Source organism: Gammaproteobacteria bacterium, from assembly GCA_013817245.1.
In the GTDB taxonomy this organism is placed as follows: Bacteria; Pseudomonadota; Gammaproteobacteria; order HTCC5015; family HTCC5015; genus JACDDA01.
In genome coordinates this window covers 274,949-294,999 of the sequence record JACDDA010000002.1, presented here as the reverse complement: position 1 = coordinate 294,999, position 20,051 = coordinate 274,949, and the positions used below count along the sequence as shown (strand labels likewise).

The 20,051-nt window shown below is 43.5% G+C and carries 21 protein-coding genes; 11 read left to right on the top strand and 10 right to left on the bottom strand.

The features are described from left to right. Nucleotides 1–3 precede the first annotated feature (3 nt). The 4 genes from lpdA (at nt 4) to H0W44_04275 (ending at nt 4,280) form a co-directional block, all read left to right on the top strand. On the top strand, nt 4–1,440 hold the full coding sequence (gene lpdA, locus H0W44_04290) for a dihydrolipoyl dehydrogenase (protein ID MBA3581654.1): 1,437 nt from the start codon (nt 4–6) through the stop codon (nt 1,438–1,440). Between the two features lie 102 nt (nt 1,441–1,542). Beyond that, a complete protein-coding gene (gene sucC / locus H0W44_04285; GenBank protein MBA3581653.1) occupies nt 1,543–2,709 on the top strand; it encodes an ADP-forming succinate--CoA ligase subunit beta in 1,167 nt (388 codons plus the stop codon). Continuing rightward, a complete protein-coding gene (gene sucD / locus H0W44_04280; GenBank protein ID MBA3581652.1) occupies nt 2,709–3,584 on the top strand; it encodes a succinate--CoA ligase subunit alpha in 876 nt (291 codons plus the stop codon). The genes sucC and sucD overlap by 1 nt, the downstream gene beginning before the upstream one ends. Before the next feature lie 141 nt (nt 3,585–3,725). Then, the gene (locus tag H0W44_04275; protein ID MBA3581651.1) at nt 3,726–4,280 is read left to right on the top strand and encodes a DUF2059 domain-containing protein; all 555 of its coding nucleotides are present in this window, start codon (nt 3,726–3,728) and stop codon (nt 4,278–4,280) included. Between the two features lie 114 nt (nt 4,281–4,394). Here H0W44_04275 and H0W44_04270 read toward each other — a convergent pair whose 3' ends face one another. The 8 genes from H0W44_04270 to H0W44_04235 form a co-directional block, all read right to left on the bottom strand. Further along, nucleotides 4,395–4,697, bottom strand: a complete 303-nt coding sequence (locus tag H0W44_04270; protein MBA3581650.1) for a transcriptional regulator — start codon at nt 4,695–4,697, stop codon at nt 4,395–4,397. Continuing rightward, nucleotides 4,697–5,647 carry a sodium-dependent bicarbonate transport family permease gene (locus H0W44_04265; GenBank protein MBA3581649.1) on the bottom strand — a complete coding sequence of 317 codons (951 nt, stop codon included), beginning with the start codon at nt 5,645–5,647 and terminating at the stop codon, nt 4,697–4,699. Before H0W44_04265 ends, H0W44_04270 begins: the two co-directional genes overlap by 1 nt. 227 nt (nt 5,648–5,874) lie before the next feature. Continuing rightward, on the bottom strand, nt 5,875–6,297 hold the full coding sequence (locus H0W44_04260; protein ID MBA3581648.1) for a cupin domain-containing protein: 423 nt from the start codon (nt 6,295–6,297) through the stop codon (nt 5,875–5,877). An 88-nt stretch (nt 6,298–6,385) separates the two neighbouring features. Beyond that, nucleotides 6,386–6,703: an STAS domain-containing protein gene (locus tag H0W44_04255; GenBank protein ID MBA3581647.1), complete on the bottom strand. Its 318-nt coding sequence runs from the start codon at nt 6,701–6,703 to the stop codon at nt 6,386–6,388. A gap of 35 nt (nt 6,704–6,738) precedes the next feature. Next, the gene (locus H0W44_04250) at nt 6,739–7,377 is read right to left on the bottom strand and encodes an ABC transporter substrate-binding protein (GenBank protein ID MBA3581646.1); all 639 of its coding nucleotides are present in this window, start codon (nt 7,375–7,377) and stop codon (nt 6,739–6,741) included. Between the two features lie 50 nt (nt 7,378–7,427). Beyond that, nucleotides 7,428–7,892, bottom strand: a complete 465-nt coding sequence (gene mlaD / locus H0W44_04245) for an outer membrane lipid asymmetry maintenance protein MlaD (GenBank protein MBA3581645.1) — start codon at nt 7,890–7,892, stop codon at nt 7,428–7,430. Nucleotides 7,893–7,895: 3 nt separating this feature from the next. Next, complete coding sequence (gene mlaE, locus H0W44_04240; protein MBA3581644.1) at nt 7,896–8,678, bottom strand: lipid asymmetry maintenance ABC transporter permease subunit MlaE; 783 nt, start codon at nt 8,676–8,678, stop codon at nt 7,896–7,898. Nucleotides 8,679–8,694: 16 nt separating this feature from the next. After that, on the bottom strand, nt 8,695–9,507 hold the full coding sequence (locus tag H0W44_04235) for an ATP-binding cassette domain-containing protein (protein ID MBA3581643.1): 813 nt from the start codon (nt 9,505–9,507) through the stop codon (nt 8,695–8,697). A 131-nt stretch (nt 9,508–9,638) separates the two neighbouring features. On the opposite strand from H0W44_04235, the gene H0W44_04230 reads away from it, so the two are divergent. The 5 genes from H0W44_04230 (at nt 9,639) to rsmA (ending at nt 16,041) form a co-directional block, all read left to right on the top strand. After that, nucleotides 9,639–10,391, top strand: coding sequence for a VacJ family lipoprotein (locus H0W44_04230; GenBank protein ID MBA3581642.1), 753 nt, complete (start codon nt 9,639–9,641; stop codon nt 10,389–10,391). Nucleotides 10,392–10,663: 272 nt separating this feature from the next. Further along, nucleotides 10,664–12,844, top strand: a complete 2,181-nt coding sequence (gene lptD, locus H0W44_04225; protein MBA3581641.1) for an LPS assembly protein LptD — start codon at nt 10,664–10,666, stop codon at nt 12,842–12,844. After that, nucleotides 12,835–14,169, top strand: coding sequence for a peptidylprolyl isomerase (locus tag H0W44_04220; GenBank protein ID MBA3581640.1), 1,335 nt, complete (start codon nt 12,835–12,837; stop codon nt 14,167–14,169). The genes lptD and H0W44_04220 overlap by 10 nt, the downstream gene beginning before the upstream one ends. 43 nt (nt 14,170–14,212) lie before the next feature. Beyond that, nucleotides 14,213–15,193, top strand: a complete 981-nt coding sequence (gene pdxA / locus H0W44_04215; GenBank protein ID MBA3581639.1) for a 4-hydroxythreonine-4-phosphate dehydrogenase PdxA — start codon at nt 14,213–14,215, stop codon at nt 15,191–15,193. 20 nt (nt 15,194–15,213) lie between these two features. Beyond that, nucleotides 15,214–16,041, top strand: a complete 828-nt coding sequence (rsmA, locus tag H0W44_04210; protein MBA3581638.1) for a 16S rRNA (adenine(1518)-N(6)/adenine(1519)-N(6))-dimethyltransferase RsmA — start codon at nt 15,214–15,216, stop codon at nt 16,039–16,041. On the opposite strand, the gene H0W44_04205 is transcribed toward rsmA, so the two are convergent. Then, nucleotides 16,015–16,398 (bottom strand): hypothetical protein, encoded by a 384-nt coding sequence (locus H0W44_04205; protein ID MBA3581637.1) that lies wholly within the window; start codon nt 16,396–16,398, stop codon nt 16,015–16,017. The genes rsmA and H0W44_04205 overlap by 27 nt on opposite strands. 196 nt (nt 16,399–16,594) lie before the next feature. Here H0W44_04205 and apaG point away from each other — a divergent pair, with 196 nt between their 5' ends. Next, nucleotides 16,595–16,972, top strand: a complete 378-nt coding sequence (gene apaG / locus H0W44_04200; GenBank protein MBA3581636.1) for a Co2+/Mg2+ efflux protein ApaG — start codon at nt 16,595–16,597, stop codon at nt 16,970–16,972. Between the two features lie 11 nt (nt 16,973–16,983). Further along, nucleotides 16,984–17,811, top strand: coding sequence for a symmetrical bis(5'-nucleosyl)-tetraphosphatase (locus H0W44_04195; GenBank protein ID MBA3581635.1), 828 nt, complete (start codon nt 16,984–16,986; stop codon nt 17,809–17,811). Between the two features lie 78 nt (nt 17,812–17,889). Here the strand turns inward: H0W44_04195 and fadJ are convergent, their stop codons facing one another. Beyond that, nucleotides 17,890–20,046, bottom strand: coding sequence for a fatty acid oxidation complex subunit alpha FadJ (gene fadJ / locus H0W44_04190; GenBank protein ID MBA3581634.1), 2,157 nt, complete (start codon nt 20,044–20,046; stop codon nt 17,890–17,892). Between the last annotated feature and the right edge of the window lie 5 nt (nt 20,047–20,051).

Here is a 20,051-nt window from a genome sequence, read left to right as displayed (position 1 = left end):
CACATGTCAGACACGTTTGATGTCCTCGTTATTGGTGGTGGCCCTGCAGGTTATGTGGCAGCCATTCGCAGCGCACAACTCGGTTTTAAAACCGCTTGTGTAGAAAAATGGTTAACGCCTGCGGGCAAAGCATCGTTAGGTGGCACGTGTTTAAACGTCGGTTGTATTCCTTCTAAAGCGTTACTCGAATCGTCGCATCACTTCGCTTTTGCGCAACACGGTTTAGATGAGCACGGCGTAGTGAGCAAAAACGTCACGCTCGATTTGAAAAAAATGTTAGCTCGTAAAGATAAAGTCGTCAGCGATTTAACCGGCGGTATCGAGCAATTATTTAAAGGCAACGGCATTACGTGGTTGCAAGGTAGCGGCAAGTTACTCGCTAATAAACAAGTTGAAATCACCGACAGCAAAAATAAAACCACTCTGCATACCGCAAAAAACATCATTATCGCCACCGGTTCTGTGCCGGTTGCAATTGGCGCCGCGCCTTATGCCGATGACTTAATTGTCGATTCATCAGGCGCTTTAAGTTTTAACGAAGTTCCTAAAACCTTAGGCGTCATTGGCGCCGGCGTTATTGGTTTAGAACTCGGTAGCGTCTGGGCGCGCTTAGGTTCAAAAGTAATTGTGCTAGAAGCCTTAGATGAATTTTTAGCGATGGCTGATCGTGATATTGCCAAAGCCGCTTTAAAAGAATTACGCGATCAAGGTTTAGATATTCAATTAGGCGCACGTGTTACTTCCGCAAAAACCAAAACCAAAAAAGTCGACGTGACTTATCAGAATAAAGACGGCGAACATACCGTGTCGTTTGATAAATTAATTGTTGCTGTCGGCCGTAAACCTAACACGACGGATTTATTAAGCGCTGATTGTGGTATCAGCGTCAATGAACGCGGTTTTATTGCTGTTGACGAACAATGTCGCACCGCTGTTGAAGGTATTTATGCAATCGGTGATGTTGTACGTGGCCCGATGTTAGCGCATAAAGGTTCCGAAGAAGGTGTGATGGTAGCCGAGTTAATCGCCGGCCAACATGCACATGTAAATTACAACACGATTCCTTCCGTCGTTTATACGCATCCCGAAATTTCGTGGGTAGGCAAAACCGAAGACGAATTAAAAACCGCTAACATTGCTTACAACGTCGGTAGTTTCCCGTTTGCTGCTTGTGGTCGCGCGCGCGCATCCGGTGAAGTAAGTGGCTTAGTAAAAATTTTAGCCGATGCTAAAACCGATCGTATTTTAGGTGTGCATATTTTTGGTGCGCACAGTTCTGAATTAATTGCTCAAGCAGTGATTGCCATGGAGTTTATGGGCAGCGCTGAAGATCTCGCTTTAACCATGTTCGCGCATCCCACACTTTCCGAAGCCGTGCACGAAGCGGCCTTATCGGTACATGGCCGCGCTATTCACGCGGTGCAGCGTAAACGTAAATAGTATTTGCCGTCGAAAACTTTCGTCGCTCACAACACAGCAAGACGTTGCGAGATACGAAAGTGTTTGATGGTTTTTTTTTAAAAGCCAAGAGGATCTGAAAACATGAATTTGCATGAGTATCAGGGGAAACAATTATTCGCTGAATACGGCTTGCCGGTTTCAATAGGCTTTGCCTGCGATACCGCGAAAGAAGCAGTCGAAGCCGCGAAAAAAATCGGTGGTACCGAGTGGGTAGTTAAAGCCCAGGTACACGCAGGTGGTCGTGGTAAAGCGGGTGGCGTTAAACTCGTTAAAACTGCCGAAGCCATTGAAGAGTTTGCTAACAAATGGTTAGGCCAACGTTTGGTTACTTATCAAACAGATGAAAACGGTCAACCCGTAAGTAAAATTTTGGTTGAATCGTGCACCGATATTGCTCAAGAACTTTATTTAGGTGCCGTTGTTGATCGCAGTTCACGTCGCATCGTCTTCATGGCATCAACTGAAGGCGGCGTAGAAATTGAAAAAGTCGCACACGACACGCCTGAAAAAATTCTGAAGGCTACAATCGATCCTTTAAATGGCGCCCAACCTTATCAAGGCCGTGAATTAGCGTTCCAACTCGGTTTACAAGGCGATCAAATTAAGCAATTCACCAATATCTTTTTGGGTTTAGCTAAATTATTCAAAGAGAATGATTTAGCGTTGCTTGAAGTAAACCCGTTAGTCATTAAAAAAGATGGCAACCTGCATTGCTTAGACGCGAAGATCACCATCGACGGCAACGCAATGTATCGTCAAGCTAAACTTAAAGCGATGCACGATCCATCACAAGATGATGCACGCGAAGCGCATGCAGCACGTTGGGAGCTCAACTATGTCGCACTCGGCGGCAACATTGGTTGCATGGTTAACGGCGCAGGTTTAGCGATGGGCACGATGGACATCGTTAAATTACACGGTGGCGCACCAGCAAACTTTTTGGACGTAGGTGGCGGCGCAACTAAAGAACGCGTTACTGAAGCATTCAAAATTATTTTATCTGATGACAGCGTCAAAGCCGTATTAGTTAATATCTTCGGCGGCATTGTGCGTTGCGACATGATTGCTGAAGGCATCATCGGCGCAGTCAAAGAAGTTGGCGTTAAAGTTCCGGTGGTAGTGCGTTTAGAAGGCAACAACGCTGATCTTGGCGCAAAGAAATTAAAAGAATCTGGTCTCAATATTATCGCTGCGGAAAGTCTTACCGATGCTGCGAAGAAAGTTGTTGCCGCTGCGGAGAGTAAATAATGAGTATTTTAATTAACAAAAATACCAAAGTGATTTGCCAAGGTTTTACCGGCTCACAAGGTACATTCCATTCTGAGCAAGCCGTTGCGTACGGTACTAAAATGGTTGGCGGCGTAACGCCAGGCAAAGGTGGTCAAAAACATTTAGACCTACCTGTGTTCAACACCGTTGCTGAAGCCGTTAAACAAACCGGTGCCGAAGCTACTGTTATTTATGTGCCCGCGCCTTTTTGCAAAGACTCTATTTTAGAAGCGGCATACGCAGGCATTAAATTAATTGTGTGCATTACCGAAGGCATTCCAACACTGGACATGCTTGACGTTAAAGTCACTTGCGATTTACTCGGCGTGCGCTTGATTGGTCCTAACTGCCCCGGCGTCATTACACCTGGCGAATGCAAAATCGGCATCATGCCCGGTCACATTCACCAACCCGGTAAAGTCGGTATCGTGTCGCGCTCTGGCACCTTAACTTATGAAGCGGTTAAACAAACCACTGATTTTGGTTTTGGTCAGTCTACTTGCGTAGGCATTGGTGGGGATCCAATTCCCGGCTCTAACTTCATTGATATTTTGAAGTTATTCCAAAACGATCCACAAACCGAAGCCATTGTCATGATCGGTGAAATCGGCGGCAGCGCAGAAGAAGAAGCCGCTGAGTTTATTAAAGCCAACGTTACGAAAAAAGTCGTGTCTTATATTGCAGGTGTTACCGCACCGGCAGGCAAACGCATGGGACATGCAGGTGCAATTATTTCCGGTGGCAAAGGCACAGCAGATGAAAAGTTTGCCGCGCTCCAAGCAGCCGGCGTGCACACCGTCAAATCGTTAGCGGACATCGGCAGTAAATTGAAAGAAGTCACTGGCTGGAAATAAGCTCTTATTTTCGTCGTGCAAATAAAAAGCCCGCACATGCGGGCTTTTTATTGACGAATATCCGCCGCTGACATACTGTTGAAACCTGTTCGGGCTATTAACAACCTTAACTTTTACTTTATTCATCACAAGGCTATTTTCATGAAAACGAAACAGATATTTATTTTGCTTTGCGCATTCCTTGCTCTCGGTAATGCATATGCCGATGAGGCTTCCCATAAAGCCGCCGTCGAAAAATTACTCGACGTAACGGAAACCAAAAATTTATTAAACTCCGCTTATGCACAAGTAGAACAAGCTTTTTTACAATCAGCCAATAGCGTCACTCCCCTCGAAGAAAATGACCGGCCGATTATTGAAAAGCATCTAAAAAAATTATCCGCCATCATGAAAGAAGAAATGAGTTGGGACAAACTCAAAGTTCCTTTCACTGACCTTTATATGCGCGTGTACACCGAAGCAGAAGTTAAAGAAATTATCGTTTTTTACGAATCGCCTACCGGCAAAAAAATGTTAGCCAAAATGCCTGACGTCATGCGCGAATCTATGACTATGACCCAAGAAATGATGCGCAGCATGTTGCCGAAATTACAAGCCGAGCAAGAAGCGTTGATTGCAGAACTACAAAAGAGCAAAGCGGCGGCTGCGGAAAAAGAAGCTAAAAAAGCCGAGAAAGAAGCCAAAAAGAAAAAGTAAGATTTATTGAATAGGGTGGGTTAGCACAAGCTAACCCACTTTACGCGTGCCATTTTTTAATTTTCTATTTCGAATAATTTTATAAATACAATCTAGAAATGATTGCCCTCGTATTTAAAACTTATCTCGACGCCAGACTTCAGTGTCTACGACAAACATCACAATACCGTAATGTTCTGAATAACGCTGCGCGATGATTTGCATAATGCCATCAGCAATACTCGCGGGGCATATTATTTCAATGCGAATATTACTCGCTGAATCCCACGATCCATCTTGTACGCCGCGACTACCACGACCGCGCACATCGGTGATGGTGTAACCTTTGGCGCCGGCTTTAATAATTTCTTGGCATAATATTTTTTCTAACTCGCGTTCAGCGATTAAGGTCAGTAATTTAATAGATGTATCGCTCATTAATGCGCTCCTGCGTAAGCATACAGTTGTGTTGCCAACCAGTAATACAAGGGTATGCCCAACACAATATTAAAAGGAAAAGTAATACCTAAGGCGGCGCCTATTGATAATGCCGGATTCGCTTCGGGTACAGCGATACGCATGGTGGCAGGTGCAGCAATATAAGATGCGCTGGCATACAACACGGCTAATAAGGTCGTGCCGCCCAAGGAGAGGTCTAATAAATAACCCGTCGTGATGCCTAATAAGGCTGCACATATTGGCACGGTGATGCCGAACACGATTAAAAAAACACCGGCACTGCGTACACTTGCAAAACGCGAAGCCGTAACCAAACCCATTTCTAATAAAAACAAAGACAAAATACCTTTAAACGGATCTATATAAACCGTATTTAATGCATTCATTTTATTGGGATCGGCTAAACAACCAATCAATAAACCACCGAGTAATAACACAATAGCTTTACCACATAAGACTTCGTGAATTAAGACACCCCAGCGCGTACTGTTATTAACACCACGCGCTAATACAACACCAATCAAGAGCGCGGGTATTTCGAGGAAGACCAAAAACACGGTCATGTGACCTTCGTAATCAACTTGTTTATTTAATAAATACGTTACCGCTACAGCATAAGTGACCACCGAGACTGAACCATAATGCGCAGCGATAGAGCCGGCATCAACACGTGGCAATTTGCCCCAATAACGCAAGATCGGAAATGCAAATAAAGGAATAAGTGCTGCAGATAAAATAATCACCAATGAGGGTAACAAAATATCGCTGACGTTCATTTGCGCTAACGCTATGCCACCTTTTAGCCCAATCGCCAGTAGTAAATAAATACTCAACGTTTCATATAGCGCTACAGGTATTTTAAGATCGGAACGCAACAAACCGGCGAGCAATCCTAAAACAAAAAACGCGACTACTGGATCAATACTCATATAGCCAAGGTGCTCCACAATGTTTTTATAGCCACCGTACTGTACGCAGGCGCCGGATAAAAATCGATCATTATTTGACGCAAAACTTCAGACTGCGATTTTTTAAATAGGCCCAGTTAGATATTTTTGAGCCCTCTCTTCAACATTTTAAAATAGAGACCTTAGTGCATTCTGCTTATGTATTCGGTAACTTTTTATATGAAGCGTTTTATGGCTTACAAATAGATTTACTGCGCTTTTATGACAAGGGGCTGGCCCACCACGCCCATATAAACCACCAAAATCTTTACAGGCGCATCACCTACGTTACGACCATTATGCAAAGTATCAATTACTTCCGCTAATGCGGCGCCCGCTTGCAAGCGTTTAACACGGCCATCTTTAAGCGTTATTTCTAATGTGCCTTCTAATAACATAGCGAATGAAGGAACCGGATGTTGATGCCAGCCAGTTTCACCGCCGGGCGCGATTTCAACTAACAAGCTAGTAATTTCTGCTTTCCCCGCTGGATAAACAATTTGTTTGCCATCCCAGCTCTGGGTGGTTTTCAGCAATGGCATAACATTAACAGCAGCTTTGTTTTCAATTGCATATGTGCGCACAGAAAAACACATAAAAATAAATATGAAAAATATATTATTAAATTTCATATGGGTTATTTTAGTTACTATTTGAAAAATGGATGTTTAAAAAAACAATTGAGCGATTTGGCATCTAGCCACACGGGCACCATTAAACTTAAATGGTGTCAGGCGCTAATGGCAACAAGACTAATACGCCACTCGCTTCCGCGATATTTTTTAAATTTACGGGGATATTTTTAAACTGTAGCTTTTTTTGAGCAAGAGCAGCGCGTTTTAGCCATTCGAGTAACAACGCCAAACCCGCGCTATTGGCCTGGGTTACATTCACAAGATTAATCGTAATAAGCGCATGCGCAGCTAGTAGGGGTTGGATTTTTTCACAGAGTTCAGCAACGCTGACAAAATTAAGCTCGCCCGCCAAATCAAACTCCGCACTATCCGCAGTTGTAGTCACTGAGTTCAAACTCGCCATTTGCACACGCCTTATTAAAAAATTTAACTTATAAGTTATTTTTTAGCGTTATTGCCGCTTATCGCTTTAGCATTGCGATCTTTTAATGTTTGGATTAAATGATCTAAACCTTGTTGAGTAACTTCAGTTGAAAAGCTGCTGCGATAATTAGTCACCAAACTTACACTTTCCACTGTAATGTCATATAACTTCCAACCATCTTCTGCTTTAAATCTTAAATCGTAGTCGATCGCAATGCTTGGGCCATTGCCGCGCACAATTTTGGTCTTAACAGTAGCGAGCTTGTTTGGTTCCGCGCTAGGATGAAACGGTTCAAAAGCAATTTTTTCATTACTGTAAGCCGATAATGATTTTTGATAAGTACGAATTAATAATTTTTTAAATTCATTCATGAACTGTTCTTTTTGCGCATCGGTAGCAGCGCGCCAATGTTTACCCAAAACCAACTTTGACATTGCTGTCATATCAACATGCGGGACAATATGTTCTTCTATTTTTTGCGTTAAAAAACTCGCGTCCTTAACTGCCGCGCCTTTCGGTTGACGCAATTCTGCTAATACTTTTTGCGTCACGTTTTCTACCAATGGTTGCGGCGCTTGATGCTCAACGGCGAACACCGGACTAATACTTGTCGTCGCGATCAAAACTACCAAACTAAACAGACGGCTTAACATATGATGATTCCTTATACTTTAAAATAAACGCTAAATTAGATTCTGGACTTTTATTCGCTGTCACCAGACGCTTTGTTATATAAAAATTGGCTGATTAATCTTTCCAACACCATCGCTGATTCTGTTAAAGCGACACGATCACCTTCTTTTAGATTTTCTTCTTCACCACCGGGTTGTAAACCAATATATTGTTCGCCTAACAATCCGGCCGTGTAAATACTCGCCGATGTATCTTTCGGGAAAACATACTGCGGTTCTAGTGTCATGGTTACTTCTGCTTCAAAACCGGTATTGTCATAACGAATATCCGTTACGCGGCCGACGCGAACGCCGCTGGCGCTCACTAACGATCGCACTTTTAGACCGCCAATATTTTCAAAACGCGCAACTACTTTATAACCTTTCGAGGAATCAAAATCAGTTAAATTACTGACGCTCATGGCCAGCATAAATAATGCCGCCAAACCACCCACTACAAATAATCCAACCCAAATCTCTATGATGCGTGTGTTCATAACTTAGTTCCCAGTTAGCATTAATGCCGTTAATACAAAATTCATTCCCAATATTGCGAGCGAGGCTTGCACTACTCCTCGCGTCGTCGCACGACTGACGCCTTCTGCAGTCGGGACGGCGTTAAAACCTTCATAAAGCGCGATCCAGGTGGCAACCCAACCAAACACCACGGTTTTAATAAAACCGCTCATTACATCTTCGCGGAAATCTACCGAGTTCTGCATTTGTGACCAATAAGCGCCATCATCTACACCTAACAATCCTACGCCAATCATGTAACCGCCCATGACACCTACCGCGCTAAAAATAGCCGCGAGCAACGGCATAGAAATAAATCCTGCTAAAAATCGCGGTGCAAATATACGCTTGTAAGGATCGATCGCCATCATTTCGAGTGCGGATAATTGTTCAGTGGTTTTCATTAAACCAATTTCAGCGGTTAATGCAGAACCTGCACGACCTGCAAATAATAATGCGGTTACCACTGGGCCTAATTCGCGCACTAAGGATAATCCGACAATAATACCTAAGGATTCTTCAGCGCCAAAACGCACTAAGGTGTTATATCCTTGCAACGCGAGCACCATGCCGACAAAACCACCAGCAACAAAAATGATAACGATGGTAAGCACGCCCACGGAATATAATTGGCGTATTAATAAATCCCAGCGCAGCATAACGGATGGCGCGCCTTCTAATACGCGCAATAAAAATAGTAAGCTGCGGCCAAGATGCTGCAATACATCTAAACCGTAACGCCCTATCTGTGCAATTTTATCGAGCACCCTTAACTCCACTTATTCATTTTATAGGTGTAAATAAATCCTGCGCATAATCAAGCGCGGGATAATGAAAATTAACAGGGCCATCCGGTAATCCGTGAATGAATTGATTAACCCACTCAGAAGGCGTTGCATGTAATTCTGCGGGTGTGCCTTGTGACATCACTTTGCCTTCCGCAATGATATAAACATAATCTGCTATAGATGATGTTTCAGGCACATCGTGCGAAACAATGACACTGGTTAATTGCATAGAAGCATTAACAGTTTTAATTAATTTAACCAGCATCGCCATCGAAATGGGATCTTGGCCAGTGAAAGGTTCGTCATACATAATCATCATCGGGTCTAATGCCATCGCACGCGCTAATGCCACACGCCGCGCCATACCGCCTGACAATTCTGCTGGCATCAAGTCCCGTGCACCTCGTAAACCCACAGCATGTAATTTCATTAATACTAAATGACGAATCAGTGATGCCGATAATTGCGTATGTTCGCGCAATGGATACGCCACATTGTCATATACCGATAAATCCGTTAACAATGCGCCGCTTTGAAACAACATGCCCATACGCTTACGTAGTTCAAATAAATCTTTGCGTGCTACGCGATGAACATCTTGGCCATCCACCCAGACATTACCGGCATGCGGACGTAATTCTCCGCCGATAATTTTTAATAAAGTAGTTTTACCAGTACCGCTGGGGCCCATGATAGCGGTGATCTGGCCACGACGAATATCCAAATCTACATTCTCAAAAATGACTTTATTGCCGCGCGTAAAAGACAAGCCACGCACTTTTACTAATATGTCGTTATTAGATTCCATATGCAATTTTACACATCATCACTTTAAAAGAGGCTCACAGAAATGCCGTAGGCTACGCTTGGAATAATGGCATAATTGTGTCACATTGTACGAGCTCAAAAAATTAAAACTCTTACACTTTCAGTAGCATTATGCGACCCAAACTACGTTTATATTCTTACTTGCTTATTATCCTGAATCTGCTGATGTTATCAGGCTGTGCGTCATTGAATCACACACCTGAATCACACGATCCTTGGGAGCGGATGAATCGCAGCATATACAGCTTTAATGATACCGTCGACCATTATGCGCTAGAACCTGTCGCCAAAGGTTACCGTGCTATTACGCCCAATCTGGTCGAACATGGTGTCAGTAATTTTTTTAGTAATCTGTGGGATATAAAAGTATTTGTTAATGACGTACTGCAATTAAAACCCGTCCAAGCCAGCGCTGATCTTGGCCGTTTTTTGCTGAACTCCACGGTGGGAATTGCAGGTGTGGTCGATGTTGCCAGCAAGGTTGGTTTAGAAAAACACCATGAAGATATTGGTCAAACCCTGGCACATTGGGGCGTAGCGTCTGGGCCTTATGTAGTTTTGCCCTTCCTGGGTCCCAGCACGGTACGTGATGGCTTTGGCTTAGGGGTCGACGTTGTATATCTTGATCCTTTGCAATACGTAAATGATCAAGGCACTCAAAATGCCCTTTATGCGCTTGCGTTTGTAGATGTTCGGGCAAGTTTATTAGAAGCAACGGACATTCTCGACGAGGCCGCCTTGGATCGCTATACCTTTGTCCGCGAAGCCTATTTGCAACGGCGTCAAAGTTTAATTCATGATGGTGTGTTACCGCCTGCCGCAGATATGCCTGATGATGAAAAAATAGATATTTTTTCGGATTAAACTCCAGCCAAACTCTGCAACATTGATAACCCTTTTTCTACATTCAGGCGCTGGATTAAATTCATTATAGCCGCCTTATCAAACCTCAAAATCCTGAAACAATGCAGCGCTCAGCCAACAGAGCGCAGAACCAATCCGATTTCCATCTCCATAGCAAAATAATAAATCGCTAAACTTTGCATCACCTCGCTTTATTCAGCAGTTCTGTCAGCCCTGCCAATCCGATACACTAGCTAGGCTTTTTAACATCTATCTATAAGGTATATACGGCGTTGATGTGGTTCCGCTATTTATTGGTTTTTAGCGCTTTATTGCCGGTCGCGGCCTCCGCCGACTGGGCATTTTGCCATCTGCCGCGCTGGGTCGAACCTTTTAATAACAGTGCGCAAATTGAAACCCTTGATGAATTATCTGTTTCCGCGGATCAAATGACCTGGGTGGATAAAAAACACGCAGAGTTATCCGGTCACGTGGTGCTCTCTCGAATGAGTGATGAATTGCGCGCAGATTCCGCGCAATATGATCTAACTCAACAACATTTTTTGTTAGAAGGTAATGTCAATTACCGCAATGCGGATTTACAAGCACAAGCAAACAGCATGGATTTTGTGCAAGAACGCGAACGTATTGAATTTCAAAAAGCCCAATTTTATATTTTTTCTCATAATGCTAATGGCAGTGCAGCGCGTATTTTCAGCGAAAACAATGTCACTACCTTAGAAGAACCTACTTATTCAACCTGCGATCCAGAAGAACGCGATTGGTATTTAAAAGCCAGCAAAATCACCTTAGATAAAACCGAAGGTACCGGCACCGTTAAACATATGCGGGTGTTTGTAAAAGATGTGCCTGTTTTTTATTTTCCTTATATGAGTTTTCCGATTGATGATAAACGCAAGTCAGGATTTTTATTACCTACTTTTGGTCACACGTCAGCATCAGGTTTTGAATTTAGTTTGCCTTATTACTGGAATATCGCTGCACAAGCAGATGCAACATTAACCTCGCACTATTTGGCGAATCGCGGTTTTCAAGCACAAACCGAATGGCGATATTTAAATAATTGGAGTCATAATCAGTTAGATGCTGAATATTTAGATGATCGTAAAACCAACGATGCTCGACAATTACTACGGTTACGTCACGATGGTAATTTATCGGGCCGCTTTTTTGATCGGTGGCGCACTTACATAGATGCAACAGAAGTATCTGACTCAGAGTATTTTAGCGATTTAGGTAACGAACTAAGTTTAAGCAGTTTAACTCATGTGCAACGCACGGCTGGCTTAGTGGGTGAAGGTGACAGTTGGATTCTTGAAACTAAAGTATTAGATTATCAAACGCTCGATACTAGTATTGCAGCGGAAGACGAACCTTATCGATTAGCGCCGCAAATTAAATTAACCGGTTTACCTCCCGATTGGCGCGGGCTACGTTCCGATGCGAGCGTAGAAATGATTGAATTTCAACACCCCGTTAATCCAGATACCTTACGCACCGACATCGACACTCGCTTAGGTTATCGATTAGGTGATCATGGTTGGTATATAGAACCCGCGATTGCGCCTCGCTACACTGAATATCGCATCACCAACACCGCAAATGACACGAGCACTCTTTCACGTCATTTAAATGTGCAATCCGTGGATGCTGGTTTTATTTTAGAACGCGACTTTAATGACACTACGATACAAACTTTAGAGCCGCGTATTTTTTATCTGCATACACCTTACCGCAATCAAGACGATATTCCGATACTGGATACTGACTTACGCGAATTCAGCTTTAGTCAACTGTTTGCAACCAATCGTTATACCGGCGCTGATCGGATTGGTGATACTCAACAAACGACTGTGGCATTAAGCAGCCGCTGGTTAGATACCAATAGCGGCGAAGAACAATTCAGCTTTCAAGTGGGTCGTATATACTATGCCGTCACGCCACAAGTGCGCTTACCTGACGAACCTATTATTCAACAGGATCACGATTCAGATTGGGTAGCAGAAGCGGCGTTACGTTTGCAAAAAGTGTGGTATTTAAGCACTACTTGGGTACGTGATCCCGATACCGAAAGCGATCAACAACGTTTATTTCGAGCACAGTATAAACCCGATGCACAACATGTCATCAATTTCAGCTATCGCTATTTTATTGATGAATTAGAACAAACGGATATTTCTTTGCGCTGGCCTATTACGGCGCATTGGTACGCTTTAGGTCGCTGGAATCACAGTTTGCGTGCTGGCGAAGAAGACCCCGAAATATTAATGGGACTTGAATACGAAAGTTGTTGTTATGGCGTGCGCTTAGCCAGTCGACGTTATCTCGATAATGGCGAACTTAAAGACGGTATTTATTTTCAACTAGTGCTAAAAGGCTTTACGCGTTTTGGCGATGATTTAGGTGGCTTGTTAGAACGCAATGTCATCGGTTTTGAGGAAACATTGAAGTGATAAAAATCCCAAAAATATTCTGCACAGCCCTATTTTTAATATTAAGCACACCATACGGATTCGCCGCGAATGTACAACCGCTGGATCGAATTCTGGTGGTGGTTGAAGATGATGTAATTTTAGCCACCGAACTCGATCAGCAATTAGCGCAAGTTAAAAAACAACTTAAAAGTCGCGGCACTACTTTGCCACCAGAAGAAAGTTTGCGCAGCCAAGTGTTAGAACGCATGATTGTAGAAACGCTGCAATTACAAGAAGCTAATCGCCGTGGCATTGAAGTAGATGATCTCACGCTCAATGAAACGATGAATCAAATTGCTCGGCAAAATCGCGTGTCTTTAGAAGAATTCAGCAAACAACTGGCCGCCGATGGTATTAGTTATGAAATTTTTCGTGCAGACTTACGCAAAGAAATTGCCATTTCGCGTTTAACACAACGTATGGTTGCAAGCCGCATTACTATTTCCGAACAAGAAATCGACGAATTTTTAGCTAGCCAACAAGCCAGCGATAATGCCGAATACTTGTTATCACATATTTTGATCGCCGTTCCTGAAAACACTGCCGCTGAAAAAATCAAACAAGCCGAACAACAAGCAGATGTTTTATACAAAGACTTAGTAGCAGGAAAACCGTTTGATCAATTAGCCGCCACTTATTCTAATAGTCAAAATGCGTTGGAAGGCGGCACCTTAGGCTGGCGCAAAGGCGCCGAATTACCTAAACTATTTTCGCGTGAACTTATTAATATGAAAGCCGGTGACTTTAGTCATCCCTTACGCAGTCCCAGCGGTTTTCATTTAATCAAACTCGAAGATGTTCGTGGCGGCGATAAACGTCAAATCGTGCCGCAACTACACGCTAGACATATTTTAATTAAAACCAATGCAGTCATAGATGACAATCAGGCACGCCAACAATTAAATGATATTCGTCGCCAATTATCAAACGGTGGCGATTTTGCCGCATTAGCCAAACAATATTCCGAAGATCACGGCAGCGCCACCGAAGGTGGTGATTTAGGCTGGACGGAATCCACCACTTTTGTACCTACATTTCGTTCTGTAGTGGATAGTTTGCCCCTTAAAAAACTCAGCGAACCTTTTCAATCTCAATACGGTTGGCATATCGTCGAAGTTCTGGAACGTCGTCAATACGATAAAACCGAAGATCTGAAACGCACGCAAGTACGTGAATTATTATTTAAACGCAAAGCCGCTGAAGAAGAAGATTTGTGGATACGTCGAATTCGCGAACAAGCGTATGTGGATTATCGTTTAGATGCTGCCCCTAAGAAAATCGATAACAAAACCGATAAAAAATAATGCTAACAAAAAACATTAATATAAAAAGGTACGCTATAACCCAATGACATATTGCATCGCTGTAACCGCCGGTGAACCCGCAGGCGTAGGGCCTGATATTATTTTAGCATTAGCACAACACGCCTTACCAAGGCCGATGGTAGTCATCGCTAATTTTGCTTTATTTAAAAAACGCGCGCGCCAATTAGATTTATCAATCGAATTCCATGAGGTTGGTGATGCTAGCGCTGATGAACCGCGCGCGAATATGCCCGGTCATATCTGGATAAAATCTCTGCCCTTACGTGCCACTGTGACGGCAGGGAAACTCGATGCGACTAACTCGCCGTATGTATTAGATTGTTTACGCGAAGCCGCGCAAGGTTGCGTAAAAAATCGTTATGCCGCTATGGTGACAGCGCCTGTGCACAAAGGTGTGATTAATGACGCAGGCATTGCTTTCACGGGCCACACAGAATTTTTAGCTGAGTGTGTCGGTGGTTACCCCGTCATGATGTTAGCTTGTCCGCGTTTAAAAGTTGCTTTAGTGACTACGCATTTACCTTTGAATAAAATCGCACAAGCGATTACGCACGATACGGTGAAAAAAACGCTAGAAATATTACATAAAGATTTACAAACTCGTTTTAATATTGCCGAGCCACGTATCTTAATCGCCGGGGTTAATCCACACGCAGGCGAGCAAGGTCACTTAGGCACAGAAGAACGCGATATATTACAACCCGTAATTAATGAACTGCGTGCACAAGGCATGAACATCAGCGATCCTTTGCCAGCGGACACTTTATTCACTAGCGAAAATTTGAATAACACCGATGCTTTCCTTTGCATGTATCACGATCAAGGTTTACCCGTATTAAAAGCACTAGGCTTTGGTGAAGCGGTCAACGTGACGTTAGGTTTGCCAATTATTCGCACTTCGGTTGATCACGGCACGGCTTTAGCATTAGCCGGTACCGGCAAAGCTAAGCACGATAGTTTATTAGCTGCGTTTGAACTTGCATCTAGTTTGCTGCCCCAATAGATCAGCAATTAATTATTTTCATGAGTTATTCTAATCATTCATCACCGCATCAAGCACGCAAACGGTTTGGACAAAATTTTTTAGTCGATCAAAATGTGATTGATCGCATCGTGCGTGCGATTCGACCGAATGATTATGAGCAGCATATTGAAGTAGGCCCAGGCTTAGGTGCTTTAACGCTGCCTTTATTAGAGCAAACCAAAAAACTAACTGTGATTGAACTTGATCGCGACATTATTCCAAAATTAACTGCCTTATGCCAAACCAATCAACCACAAGCTGAACTCACGGTTATTTCACAAGATGTTTTGACGGTAGATTTTAGTACTTTAGCAGGCAGTGAAAGAATTCGCGTCATCGGTAATCTGCCCTATAACATTTCTTCGCCTTTATTATTTCATTTAATGCGGCACTTATCGGTCATTAAAGATATGCACTTTATGCTGCAAAAAGAAGTAGTCGATAGAATTGTGGCAGCACCCGACACGGAACACTACGGACGTTTGTCAGTGATGCTGCAATTCTATTGTCACGCAGAAAAATTATTCACCGTCGGCAGTCATGCTTTTAATCCTCCGCCTAAAGTAGAGTCTGCCATTATCAGACTCGTGCCACACACCGACGCGCCTATAACGGTCAGTGATATGGCTATTTTTTCCGAGGTGGTGAAAGCCGCATTTGCGCAACGTCGAAAAATGTTACGCAATACTTTGAAAATATTATTAGATGAAGCCAGCATAGAAAAAGCCGGTGTCGATCCTCAAGCACGTGCAGAAACTTTATCGCTAAGCGCATTTGCGGCGCTCAGCGAATGCGTACATTCACGCCGCTTGCAAGGGATCGAATAATTTATACAGAATGAATTGATATAATGGCGGTTCTAAATGCAAACCGCGTACTCGAAAATCACGCGCTACATAGCCCTCATCAAACGCTGCTCTGCCATTTAATATTTGGGTTTTGTCGAAGTCCACATTTTTGGACTGAGTAGCATCCAATCGATTACATTGCTGACGAATGCCTTCTTGTGTATTCCAGGTTAATAAATATTGCTCTTGGTCACTTTGACATTGATAACGTAAAGCAGTGAGTGTGTTGTGCGCATCGTGCCACACATATAAATCTGCGCCCGCGGCATGAAACCAGCGACGACCCGCTTCTGGTTGCTTTTGTTTGCTGCTAGGTACTTCTTGTAAAATGTCCATGATCAGATCCTTTTATGCACTCGCTGACAAACCCAGTTATATATTCAGTTACGCGCCCAATTACGCACCCAGTCCACATCAAGCGCTGCAATTTTACTAAACCGATTATTGTAGAGTTCCGCGCAAGATACAACGGGCTACGGGTATTGCGATATACTATGCCCACTCGTATGAACAGTAGCAAGTCGGTAACGCCATGGCAGACAATCAAAAAATTGATGTACACACCAAAACCCGTTATCTGGAAGAACAGTCTGCACCTGATGCCGGCCGCTTCGTTTTTTCATATACCATTCGGATCACCAATAAAGGCACCAGTCCAGCAAAATTATTAACGCGGCACTGGGTCATTACCGACGGCGAAGGTCAAATCCAAAAAGTCGACGGCGATGGCGTAGTAGGTGAACAACCGCTCATTCAACCCGGCAAAAGTTTTGAATACACCAGCGGCGCAATGTTAGAAACGCCATTTGGTACGATGCATGGCCACTATCAATTTCGCAGCCAAAGCGGTGAATTATTCGAAGCACCGATTCCGGCCTTCCTGCTTTCCACTCCTAATAGCGTGCATTAACGGTTGAAATCATGGCTACTTACGCCATCGGAGATCTGCAAGGTTGTTACCGTGAATTTCGCGCATTACTCGACAAATTACACTTTGATCCTGCACAAGATTATTTGTGGCTAGTGGGTGATTTAGTTAATCGTGGCCCACAATCACTAGAGACATTACGCTACGTTAAAAATTTAGGCGCGCATTGCATCACCGTGTTAGGCAATCATGATTTAAGTTTATTAGCGACGCTAGCAGGAATCCGACCGGCGAAAAATAAAGATACTACCGGGGATATTTTGCACGCTAAAGATCGCGAAGAATTATTTTATTGGTTACGCCAACAACCTCTTTTCCATCACGACCCACAATTAAATTTCAGCATGGTACATGCAGGGTTACCACCTCAATGGACTATCGATGAAGCCCTCATTCATGCACAAAGCGTCAGCAATTTATTACGCAGCGATGAATATTTAAACTTACTGGGCAATATGTACGGCGATGAACCTGCGCAATGGTCAGATGATTTAGTCGGCATGCCGCGCTATCGTTATATTATCAACGCTTTAACTCGCATGCGTTTTTGTACGATTGATGGAGCGCTGGACTTAGAACCCAAAGGTGCGCCGGGTAGTCAAGCGCCTGGACTCTTACCGTGGTTTGATTTGCCTGAACGTCGCAGCGCCAGCACACGCATCGTGTTTGGACATTGGTCTGCATTAAGCGCCACTCAACGTCATGACGCTTTTGCATTAGACAGTGGCTGTGTATGGGGGCAACAATTAACCGCCATGCAATTAGACCATCCTGATTTAATCATTACGCAACAATCGTGCATCAATTGTAAAAACAACTAATCGAAATCGTTACCAAGACTACTTACAAAAAAATACCCAGCAAGCTGGGCATTTTTAAATAAAACATTGACGAATTTATTAAGAAAAATAACTTTGATTGGCAGTGGCTTTTTTTACTAATTCTTTGCTGGGTGTAAATCGCACACCATATTGCGCTTCAAAACTCTTTAAGCGCTCTACAACTTTTGCCAAACCTCGGCTTTCTAGTTCGCGGAAAGGTCCGCCACGGAACGGTGGGAAACCGATACCAAAAACAGTTGCAATATCACCATCCCGTGCACTGCTAATGACACCTTCTTCCAAACAAATAGCCGCTTCATTTAATAAGGGCAACATGCAGCGCTCGACAATGTCCGCATTCGACATGGATTTACTGGAGGTAGCAGTCGGCGTAATGCCCAACAAGGTATAAACGCTAGCATCAATTTGTTTACCGCGACTCGCGGCACTGTAATCGTAAACACCTTTTTTATTTTTGCGGCCTTTACGACCATCAGCTAATAATTTATCGACTGCGGTGCTACCTTGCATGCGTTCGCCGTAGGCATTTTCCAAAATCTTTTGAATCTTAGCACCAACATCAATGCCGACTTCATCCAATAATTTAAACGGCCCGACCGGCATGCCCCACTGCACGATCGCACGATCAATAACATCAATGGGTACACCTTCTAAAGCCAAATAAACAGATTCATTAATATAAGGAAATAAAATTCTATTCACATAAAACCCTGGCACATCTTGCACTACGATTGGCGTTTTACCTTGACGCTTACCAAATGCTACACAGCTAGCCACTACCCAATCAGCCGTTTTTTCATGTTTAATAATTTCTAATAAAGGCATTTTTTCAACAGGTGAAAAATAATGCATGCCGATGACTTGTTCGGGACGTTTAGCGACGCTGGCAATGTCACGAATCGGAATAGAAGAAGTATTTGTTGCCATAATAATATCTGGATTACCTAAGGCTTCGATATCGCGCACCATTTGTTGCTTCAATGCTAAATCTTCAAACACCGCTTCAATAACTAATTGCACGCGTTTAAAACCACTGTAATCAGTTGTAGCGGTTAAACGTCGTAACTGCCGCGCTGCATCAGTCGCAGTCATTGCTCGCTTGCTAACTTTTACATTAAAGTGTTCATGTACATGCACTAAGGTACGACGAATGCCATCATCATTAATGTCTTTTAAACGTACTTCTGCATCCGCTTTATCTAATGACACGGTACCAATACCACCGCCCATTAAACCGCCACCCAATACACCCACTTGAGTAATCGCCACGGCTTTTACACCTTCGGGTGCATACGTTTCTTTTTTCAATGCCGTTTGTGCAAAATGAATATTAATGAGTTGCTTCGCTTCAGAGGTAACCGTTAACTCACCAAAACGCTGTGCTTCATGCACTAGCCCTTTAGTTAAGCCATGACGATAACCGTATTCAACACAATCAATAATTTTTGGTGGCGCAGGATAATTACCCCGCGTTTTCTTTTTCACATCTAAACGCGCAGCGGCAAATACTTTGCCACGTCCCCAGCGCGTGTCTTGCAAAATATAATCGCGCCAAGCCTTAACCGAGAACCATTGCATCTTGGCTTTATCTGCAGCAGGTTTCAGCAAGACTTCAACACGTCGCATAGCGGCTTCTACTAACACGGGTTGCGGCACAACCGCATCAACTAACCCTAAGCGTTTTGCTTCTAAGGCGCGTACTTGACGACCGGTTAACATTAAATCTAATGATTTAATCAAACCGATTAAACGTGGTAAACGTTGCGTACCACCTGTACCGGGCAACAAACCTAATTGTACTTCGGGCAAACCTAATGCCGTTTTCGCATCATCACTCGCAACACGACCATGACAAGCCAACGCTAATTCCATACCGCCGCCTAAGCAGACACCATGAATAGCCACCACTACCGGTTTATGACTCTCAGCGATTTTATTCATGATGGCGTGACCGGCCAACGACAATGCTTGGCCTTCTTCCGCCGTCGTCACCGCACTTAACATGCGCACATCTGCACCTGCGATAAAACTATCGGCTTTGCCGCTAACAATAACGATGCCTTTTACTGCAGCGTTGTTAGTAAGCTCGTCAAAGACGGCAGAAAATTCGTCAAGAAATGCACGATTCAACACATTCATTTTTTCATTTGGCACATCTACCGTAATAACGGCAATAGCACGCGCATTAATTTCTACAGTTAAATTCTTTTCCATAACGA